Origin of the sequence: Mesorhizobium sp. M7A.F.Ca.CA.002.15.2.1, assembly GCF_003998715.1 — a bacterium.
In the GTDB taxonomy this organism is placed as follows: Bacteria; Pseudomonadota; Alphaproteobacteria; order Rhizobiales; family Rhizobiaceae; genus Mesorhizobium; species Mesorhizobium ciceri.
On record NZ_RZPI01000153.1, the window covers coordinates 1 to 9387 of the forward strand.

The window sequence follows — 9387 nt, forward strand, 5'->3', positions numbered from 1 at the left end:
CTGGTAGACAAGTTCTCCATGTTCTCGCTGGCTGCCGCGATCGATACGTTCCGGTCGGCGAACCGGTTGCTTGGCCGCGACTTCTACGGTTGGACCACGGTGTCGGCCGATGGCGATCCGGTGATGGCTTCCAATGGCCTGCCGCTCAAGATCGACTACGCCGTTGCCGACCTGCCGCCGGTCGATATCCTTTTCGTCTCGGTCGGGCTGACGACCGAATTCCCCGGCAAGAGCAAGGTGCTGGCGGCTTTGCGAAGCTGGGGCCGGCGCGGCAATGCGCTGGGTGCCCTGTCGGTCGGGTCCTACCTGCTGGCCGAGGCCGGCCAGCTCGAAGGCTATCGCTGCACCATCCATTGGGAAAACCGCGCCGGCTTCGTCGAGCGATTCCCCGACATCAACTGCACCGGCAACGTCTTCGAGATCGATCGCAAGCGCTACACCTGTGCCGGCGGCACCACTTCGATCGACCTGATGCTGGAGATCGTGCGCGGCGATTTCGGCTCGAACCTGGCCAATGGCGTCGCCAACCAGTTCCAGCACGAACGCATCCGCTCGGCCGGCGACCGTCAGCGCGTCGGACCCGAACGCGACCTGACCGGCAAGTCGGAGAAGCTCAGGCGCATCGTCGAACTGATGGCCGACCACCTCGACGAGCCGCTGTCGGCGGTACAGCTGGCCAAATCCGCCGGCCTTTCGGTGCGCCAGGTCGAGCGCCTGTTCCTGCGCCATCTCAGCGTCACGCCCGGCCGTTACTATATGCGATTGCGGCTGGAGCGGGCGCGCGAACTGCTGCGCCAGACCAACATGCCGATCCTCGACGTGGCGATCGCGACGGGCTTCACCTCGCATTCCTACTTCGCCCAGAGCTACCGGCTGCAATTCGGCAGGCCGCCTTCGGAAGAACGCCGCACGACTTACTAAGCTGGTTTTCGTTTTCGTTGAAAGTTCGGCATTCGGCCCGGCGCATCGGGCCAAGGCCATGAATTCGGGTTAATGGGTTCTTTCGGAGCCTTCGCCGCGCGTAGGCTGACGGGTGCAACAAACGAAAAACCCGCCTATTGCGGCGGGTCACCGGCGCAAATCAGCACCATAGCCAAATATGTACCTTAGCTGAGGTCATGGTGTCAAGAAAAAATTCCTATTACCGGGTAAAAGGCTGCCGACACCGCCGAACTGGCTGTCGTCAGGATTTTTGTTAAGCTGGGTCCGCAGCCCTGCGCACCGGGCGCCCGGACTTGTGTCCCGGCGCCGCGTCAAATAGCTTGCCGCCCGGATCAGGGGCGGATTTAGGAGATTTCGATGGCGGGACTTGCACGGGGCGTCGCTGCGGCGATCCTCCTTTTGTCGATGACGACGTTCGGCTTCGCCGCAAACAAGGTCATCATCATTCTCGATGCGTCCGGCTCGATGTGGGCGCAGATCGACGGCAGGCCCAAGCTCGAAATCGCCCGCGAGTCGCTTCGAACCGTGCTTCAATCGGTCCCCACCGACGACGAGATCGGCTTCATGGCCTATGGCCACCGTGAAAAGGGCAGCTGCGACGACATCCAGCTGATCGTGCCGCCGCAGGCAGGTTCGGGCAGCGCCATTTCGGCCGCCGCCGACAGCCTGAAATTCCTCGGCAAGACGCCGCTGACGGCGGCGGTCAAACAGGCGGCCGAGGCGCTGAAATACACCGAGGACAAGGCGACGGTCGTGCTCATCACCGACGGGCTCGAAACATGCGGCGGTGACCCCTGCGCGCTTGGTAAGGAGCTCGAGGCATCCGGCGTCGACTTCACCGCCGATGTCGTCGGCTTCGGCCTGACCGCCGACGAGGGCAAGCAGATCGCCTGCCTCGCCGACAACACCGGCGGCAAATACATCCAGGCCTCCGACGAGAAGGCGCTGCAGGAGGCGCTTGCCGAGACCGTGGCAGCACCAGCGCCGGCTCCTGAACCGGCTCCGGCACCTGCGCCGGCACCCGCGCCCGAGCCGGCCAAACCGGACTTCAATTTCCTGCCGATAGCGGTGCTTGCCGAGGGCGGCGATCCCGTCACTGACGGCAACGCCTGGGAGATCTACAAGGCGAAACCCGACGGTACGCGCGGCGACTACGTCAGCACCGAATACGGCGCCTACAAGGCCAATCTGGAACCGGGCGACTATATCGTCGTGGCCAGCGACGGCCAGGCCAAGACCGAGCAGAAAGTCAAGATCGAGGCGGGCCAAGTCTACGCGCCTCTCTTCAACTTGAATGCCGGCACGCTCATCATCCATCCGCGACCGAGCGAGGGGGCAGATGTCGTCGATGGCGCGGCTATCGTCATCGATTATCCGGGTGCTGACATGCCCGCCACCTTCTATGGGACCACGAAAGCCGTGTTGCCGGCCGGCGACGAGAAAGTGACGGTCACGATCGGCCAGGGGGTGGCTACCGAAACGATTCCGCTGGCTGCCGGCAAGACCGTGGAAAAGAACATGATTGTCGGTGTCGGCCATGTCGTTGCCAATGCTTATTATGCTGCCGGCGGCGACAAGGCGGACGGTTCAGGCATCGGCTTCAAGGTGCTCAAGGCAAAAAAGAAGATCGATGGAACCAGGGACGAGGTGACCTATGCCTACGGACCCGACAGCAAATTCGATCTGCCGGCCGATGACTATGTCTTGATTGCGACGGTTGATCTCGCCGTTGTCGAGCAGCCGTTCACCGTCAAGGTCGGCGAATTTCAGGATCTGAAAATCGCAATGAATGCCGGCGTGCTGGCGATCACCGCGCCGGGAGCCTCGAAGATCGAGATTTTCGAGGCCAAGAAGGACATCAACGGCAACCGCAAGTCGCTTGGCTATGCATTCGACCAGAAGTACCAGGCAGCGATCCCGGCGGGCGACTATGCCGTCGTCTCGGAGAAATCCGACAACAGTTCGAAAGAAGGCAACGTGACGGTCAAGGCCGGCGAGCGAGCTGAGCTAACCGTGCAATAGAATCGTATGCACAACCGCAAGAGGGCGGCCAAGTGCCGCCCCTTTTCATGGGTTGCGCAGAACTGCCGTCAGGCCGTGCCGAAGGCGCTGGCGCCATGATCGGCGCGGCCGACCAATTGCCGGAAGCCGGCAAACAGCTCGCGGCCGAAACCGAACTCGTTGCCGATGAGGTCGGCATCCGCCGTCCGGCGCAGCGCGAAATCGCCGGCCGGCACCAGCACTTCCAGCGTGCCGGCATCGGCGTCGAGCCGGATGATGTCGCCTTCGTGGATCCTGGCGATAGGACCCTCCTCGACCGCTTCCGGTGTGACATGGATCGCCGCCGGCACCTTGCCGGAGGCGCCCGACATGCGCCCGTCGGTGACCAGCGCCACGCGCTGGCCGCGATCCTGCAGGATGCCGAGCACGGTGGTCAGCTTGTGCAGTTCCGGCATGCCGTTGGCCTTCGGCCCCTGGAAGCGGATGACGGCGATGAAGTCGCCGGTCAGCGTGCCTGCCTTGAACGCATCGTTCAGCCCTTGCTGGCTGTCGAAGACCCTGGCCGGCGCCTCGATGATACGCCGCTCCGGCTTCACCGCGGAAGTCTTGATGACGGCGTGGCCGAGATTGCCTGACAGCACCTTCAGGCCACCGGTCGCCTGGAACGCCTTGTTGAAAGGCGCCAGCACCTTTTCGTCGCCGCTTGTCCGCGGCGAGGCTTCGCGCACCACGCCTCCGTCGGCGCCGAGCTTTGCCTCGACCGCATAGGGCCGCAGGCCTTCGCCCCACACCGTCTGCACATCCTCATGCAGGATGCCTTCGTCGAGCAGTTCGCGGATCAGGAAGCCGAGCCCGCCGGCGGCGTGGAAATGGTTCACGTCGGCGAGGCCGTTCGGATAGACCCGCGCCAGCAGCGGCACCGCTTCCGACAGGTCGGAAATATCCTGCCATGTGATGGCGATGCCGGCCGCCGCCGCCATGGCGATCAGGTGGATGGTGTGATTGGTCGAGCCGCCGGTGGCATGCAGGCCGACGACGCCGTTGACGATCGAGCGCTCGTCGATCATCCGCCCGACGGGCGTATAGGCGTTGCCAAGCGCAGTAATCGCCAGCGCCCGCTTGGTCGCCTCGCGGGTCAAAGCCTCGCGCAGCGGCGTGCCTGGATTGACGAAGGACGCGCCCGGCGTGTGCAGGCCCATGATCTCCATCAGCATCTGGTTGGAATTCGCCGTGCCGTAGAAGGTGCAGGTGCCCGGTCCATGGTAAGATTTGGACTCGGCCTCCAGCAGTTCGGCGCGTCCGGCCTTGCCCTCGGCGTAGAGCTGGCGGACCTTGGCCTTTTCGTCATTGGGCAGGCCTGATGTCATCGGTCCGGCCGGAATGAACACCGCCGGCAGATGGCCGAAGGTGAGGGCGGCGATCACCAGCCCCGGCACGATCTTGTCACAGACGCCGAGATAGACGGCGGCGTCGAACATGTTGTGCGACAGGCCGATCGCGGCGGCCATGGCGATGACATCGCGCGAAAACAGCGACAGCTCCATGCCGGGCTGGCCCTGGGTGACGCCGTCGCACATCGCCGGCACGCCGCCTGCCACCTGGGCGATGCCGCCGGCTTTGCGGGCTGCATCCTTGATCAGCGCGGGGAAGCTCTCGAACGGCTGATGCGCCGACAGCATGTCGTTATAGGAGGTGATGATGCCGAGGTTCGGCACCTTGTCGGCGCCCAGCGCGAGCTTTTCCGAGGGGCTGCACACCGCAAAGCCGTGAGCGAGGTTGCCGCACGACAAAACGGCCCGGTTGGCGGTGCGGTTCGACGCCTCGGCGATGCGGCCGAGATAACGCTCGCGGCCGGGCTTAGAGCGCTGGCGGATGCGTTCGGTAATGGCTTCGATGTCGCGTCTGGCGGTCATGGTGTCGGTCCTTTCAGGCGAGGTCCCGGAAACATCCTCCCGCCGTTTGCCGGGACCGGTGTAAATCGAGAATCAGGGTGCCCAGAAAACCTCTACGGGCTTTTGCGCTGCGTCGAGCACGGCGCGGATTGGCTTTCGCGGCCCGGGCGCCACCGCGCCGTCGAAGGCGATACGCTTGTCCTCACCCTCGATGTGCAGCGCGATGAAGCCGGCTTCGACGATGCGGGCCAGCGACAGGGTCAGCCGCGGCTCGCCCGCACTTGCCGCATGAACCGGCAGCACGATCCTGTCGGAAGACGGGTCGAGCAGCGTTGCCAGGTCGGCGGCATCGGGAAAGAACGAGGCGGTGTGGCCGTCCGGCCCCATGCCGAGCACGACGACATCGAGCGGCCAGGGCAAGGATCGGAGCGCTGCATCGTCGGACGAGGCCGCATCCTCGATGCTGGTGGCTTCGTGATAGAGCGGCACGAAACGAGCCGCCTTGGCCGCGTTCTGCAACAGATTGGCGGCCACCAGCCCGGCATTGGAGCGTGGCGAGGAGGCCGGCACGAAACGCTCGTCGACCAGCGTCACGATCACCTTGTCCCAGGCGATGGGTATCGCTGAAAGGGCGGCGAAGAATTTTGCCGGCGTGGTGCCGCCGGAGACGGCGAGCAACCCCGTGCCGCGCTCGGCGATCGCCTTGGTCAGTCTGCCTGCAACATGGCCGGCAAGGGCTGCCGCCAGTTCCTGGCGCCCGCTGAAGCCGTTCCAGCTGTAGGCGGCGCTGTTCAATTGCTCTCGTGCCATGTCCGCCCGTCACGTTCGATCAGCGCTATCGAGGCCGATGGACCCCAGGTGCCCGCCGTGTAGCCCTGCGCCTCCTGCCTGGCACTTTCCCAGGCATTCTGGATCGGGTCGATCCATTTCCACGCCGCCTCGACTTCGTCACGGCGCATGAACAGGGTCTGGTTGCCACGGATGACGTCCATGATCAGCCGCTCATAGGCGTCCGGTGCGCGGCCGTCGAAGGACTGCGCGAAACTCATGTCGAGCGAAATCTGGCGCAGCCGCATGCCGCCCGGGCCCGGATCCTTGATCATGATGAACTGCTTGACGCCTTCGTCCGGCTGCAGCCGGATGACAAGCTGGTTGGCGAAGATCGGTCCGGCGCTGTCGCCGAAGATCGAATGCGGGATCGGCTTGAATTCGATGACGATTTCCGAAACCCGCGTCGCCAGCCGTTTGCCGGTACGCAGATAGAACGGAACGCCCGACCAGCGCCAATTGCCGATCTCGGCCTTGATGGCGACGAAGGTCTCGGTGTTGCTGTCCTTGCCGAGTTCCTCGACATAGCCTTTCACCGGTCCGCCGGCCGAAGCCCCGGCGCGATACTGCCCGCGCACGGTGTGCTTCGGCGCTTCGTTGCCGTTGATGCGCTTCAGTGCCCGCAGCACCTTCAGCTTTTCGTCGCGCACGGCGTCGGCATCCATCGACGACGGCGCTTCCATGGCGACGAGGCACAAGAGCTGCAGCATATGGTTCTGCACCATGTCGCGCAGCGCGCCGGCCTTGTCGTAATAGGTGACGCGGTCCTCCAGGCCGACGGTCTCGGCCACGGTGATCTGGACATGGTCGATATGGGCTGAATTCCACAACGGTTCGTAGAGCGCGTTGGCAAAGCGCAGCGCCATCAGGTTCTGCACCGTCTCCTTGCCGAGATAATGGTCGATGCGGAAGATCTGGCTTTCGTGGAAGTCGTCGCCGACCAGGTCGTTGAGCTTGCGTGCCGAATCGAGATCGCGGCCGATCGGCTTTTCCAGCACGATGCGCGAGTTCGGCGTGATCAGATTGTGCTCTTTCAGCTTGTGCGAGATGTCGCCGAACAGCGCCGGCGCCACCGCCAGGTAGAAGGCGCGGATGCGGTCGCTGTCGCCGATCGCCTTCTTGAGCTTGTCGAAGCCGGCGCCGCTCGTCGCATCGGCGGAGACGTAGGACAGCCGCGCCAGAAAGGTCTTCAGTTCCTTGGCGTCGATGTCGGCCGGTTTGACGTGGTCCGAGATCGCCTGCTTGGCGAAGGCCTGGAATTCTTCGTCGCTCATCTTCGAGCGCGAGGTGCCGATGATGCGTGTCGGCTCCGAAAACTGATGGTCGCGCTGGCGATAATAGAGCGACGGCAGAAGCTTGCGCTCCGACAGATCGCCGGTGCCGCCGAAAATGATGAAGTCGAAAGGATCGACGGGGATGATCTGGCTGGTCATGGTCTGTCCGCTCTGACGCCGGTCGCTGTGACGCGGCTGATATAATCTAATCGATTTAAATTTTCCAGTGCCATGGTGTCACATCTGGGTGTATGCGCCTGCCCCTTGACAGTCCGATGACCCGGAGGCTTGTCGACAGGCGCGGCACCGGAAGCCTTCGCAGTTGCAGCATAGAGCGGGATCGACGCGAAAGCCAAAGGAGAAATCGGCGATGGCCGCACATCTTTCGAGCAATCCGGCCAGAAGCCACGGGTTCGCGCGGATGTGCGCTATCGGCGCGCCGGTTGATCGTCATCAATCATGAGCGGGAAAAACATGCGTCTGGAAAACAAGGTTGCCGTCATCACCGGTGCTGCGTCCGGTTTTGGCGAGGGCATCGCCAGGCGCTTTGCGCAGGAGGGTGCCAGGGTCGTTGTCGCCGATCTCAACGCCAGGGGCGCGGAGCGCGTCGCCGGCGAGATCGGCGAAGCGGCGATCTGGACCCAGACCGATGTCTCGCTGCGCTCCGAATTCGACGAGATGATCTATGCCGCCAAAAGCGCATTCGGCCGCATCGACATCATGGTCAACAATGCCGGCTACACCCATCGCAACGGCGACATGCTCAATGTCGACGAGGAGACCTTCGACCTGATAACCGCCGTCAACATGAAGGCGATCTATCACGCGGCACTCGCCGTGGTGCCGATCATGGAGCGGCAGGGCGGCGGCGTCATCCTGACCACGGCCTCCACCGCGGGTCTGCGGCCGCGCCCCGGCCTCACCTGGTACAATGCGTCGAAAGGCTGGGCGATCACCGCCACCAAATCGATGGCGGTGGAACTGGCGCCGAAGAACATCCGCGTCAACTGCCTCTGCCCGGTTGCCGGCGAGACCGGCATGCTGGAGAAATTCATGGGCGCCGACACACCCGAAATCCGCGAGAAGTTCCGCGCATCGATCCCGCTCGGCCGGCTCTCGACGCCGCTCGACATCGCCAACGCCGCACTCTGGCTGGCCTCGGACGAAGCCGCCTTCATCACCGGCGTGGCGCTGGAGGTCGACGGCGGACGCTGCATCTGAACGCCTGGGTAGCAGGCCAGGATCTCATCCGCTGCAATACCAGGACAAGCGCAATCTCACGGCAATCGAGGATCAACCCCGCCAACAATGAGACCTACACCTATACGGCCAACGGCTTCATCGAGAATGCCGATGGGCCGTGGGGCAGCCTCACCTATACGATCGACGGTGTCGGCAACATCACCCAGCGCACCGTAACCATTGGTGGCGTCACCTCTATCGATACCTACAGCCTTCAGGGCGGCTCCAACCGGCTGACCGGCATCCTCACCGGCGGCGCACCGAGCCGCGGCTTCCAGTCGGACCTTGCCGGCAACGTCACGCAGGACGCGACCGTCTCGCCGGAGCTCACCAAGACCTACAGCTACAATGCCGCCGGCCAGCTCTCGGGCGCCACCACGAACGGCACGACGGCAGGCGCCTACATCTACGACTACCTGTCGCGGCTGGTCTCGCGCACCATCGCCGCCTCGTCGGCCACGCTGCACATGGTGCACGACCTCGACGGCAATGTAATCGCCGAATATGACGCGTCCGGCGCGCTGGTCACCGAATACATCTGGGTCGAAGGCCGCCCGCTGGCGATGGTCGCCGACGCCGGCATCACGCCGGTGCTCTATTACGTGCTGACTGACCATCTCGAACGGCCGGTCATGATGACCGACCAGGGCCGCAATGTCGTCTGGCAGGCGAGCTATCTACCTTACGGTGAGGTGCGTAGCATCAGTGGCACGGCGACGCTCAACCAGCGCTTCCCCGGCAAATAGTTCCAGATCGAGACGGGGCTCGCCTACAATTGGCACCGCCATTATGATGCTTCCATCGGGCGCTATCTGCAGCCCGATCCGCTCGGTATGCCGAATGGGCCGTCAAGGTGGGCGTATGTCGGCAACAGCCCGCTGATGAAGGTGGATCCGAGCGGGTTGTATTGGGTTCCAGGTCCAGGAGGGAATCGATGGTGGTGTTGGGGTGGCAATCCCTTGGACTGCGTTTTACGTCCCCCCCCCGCAGCCAGGGCCACAATCTTGCCCGATGCCGTCGGAACGGCGTACGACGCCTCCGCCTCCGCCGCCAGCTGGGCCGCCGGATGACGACCCTTGTGAGGAACAGCTTGCCGCTGATGAGGCGCAGTGCCAATTGCTATCCTCGGGGCGTGGTGGCGGGCGCACAACCAAAGCTGGTAGAAATTGGTATGCAGCTTGTATGGCAATAGCCAGTGAAAGATATGC

7 protein-coding genes are annotated in these 9387 nt (G+C 63.8%); 4 read left to right on the plus strand and 3 right to left on the minus strand.

What is annotated here, in order from left to right; all coding sequences use genetic code 11:
- Nucleotides 1–921 (plus strand): GlxA family transcriptional regulator (locus tag ENZ74_RS11505; protein WP_164761001.1); only part of this gene is annotated, 921 nt, incomplete at its 5' end.
- Nucleotides 922–1299: 378 nt separating this feature from the next.
- The gene (locus ENZ74_RS11510; protein WP_063170064.1) at nucleotides 1300–2964 is read left to right on the plus strand and encodes a VWA domain-containing protein; all 1665 of its coding nucleotides are present in this window, start codon (nucleotides 1300–1302) and stop codon (nucleotides 2962–2964) included.
- Between the two features lie 68 nt (nucleotides 2965–3032).
- Here ENZ74_RS11510 and edd read toward each other — a convergent pair whose 3' ends face one another.
- The 3 genes from edd to zwf all read right to left on the minus strand — a co-directional run bounded on the left by edd (nucleotide 3033) and on the right by zwf (nucleotide 7096).
- On the minus strand, nucleotides 3033–4856 hold the full coding sequence (gene edd, locus ENZ74_RS11515) for a phosphogluconate dehydratase (protein WP_063170065.1): 1824 nt from the start codon (nucleotides 4854–4856) through the stop codon (nucleotides 3033–3035).
- 72 nt (nucleotides 4857–4928) lie between these two features.
- Nucleotides 4929–5645: a 6-phosphogluconolactonase gene (gene pgl, locus ENZ74_RS11520; RefSeq protein WP_063170066.1), complete on the minus strand. Its 717-nt coding sequence runs from the start codon at nucleotides 5643–5645 to the stop codon at nucleotides 4929–4931.
- The gene (gene zwf / locus ENZ74_RS11525; RefSeq protein ID WP_013530236.1) at nucleotides 5627–7096 is read right to left on the minus strand and encodes a glucose-6-phosphate dehydrogenase; all 1470 of its coding nucleotides are present in this window, start codon (nucleotides 7094–7096) and stop codon (nucleotides 5627–5629) included. Before zwf ends, pgl begins: the two co-directional genes overlap by 19 nt.
- Nucleotides 7097–7411: 315 nt before the next feature.
- Here zwf and ENZ74_RS34390 point away from each other — a divergent pair, with 315 nt between their 5' ends.
- Nucleotides 7412–8158 carry an SDR family oxidoreductase gene (locus ENZ74_RS34390; protein ID WP_027162287.1) on the plus strand — a complete coding sequence of 249 codons (747 nt, stop codon included), beginning with the start codon at nucleotides 7412–7414 and terminating at the stop codon, nucleotides 8156–8158.
- Between the two features lie 488 nt (nucleotides 8159–8646).
- Entirely contained in the window at nucleotides 8647–8925 is a 279-nt protein-coding gene (locus ENZ74_RS34395; protein ID WP_164761002.1) for an RHS domain-containing protein, read from the plus strand.
- Nucleotides 8926–9387 lie beyond the last annotated feature (462 nt).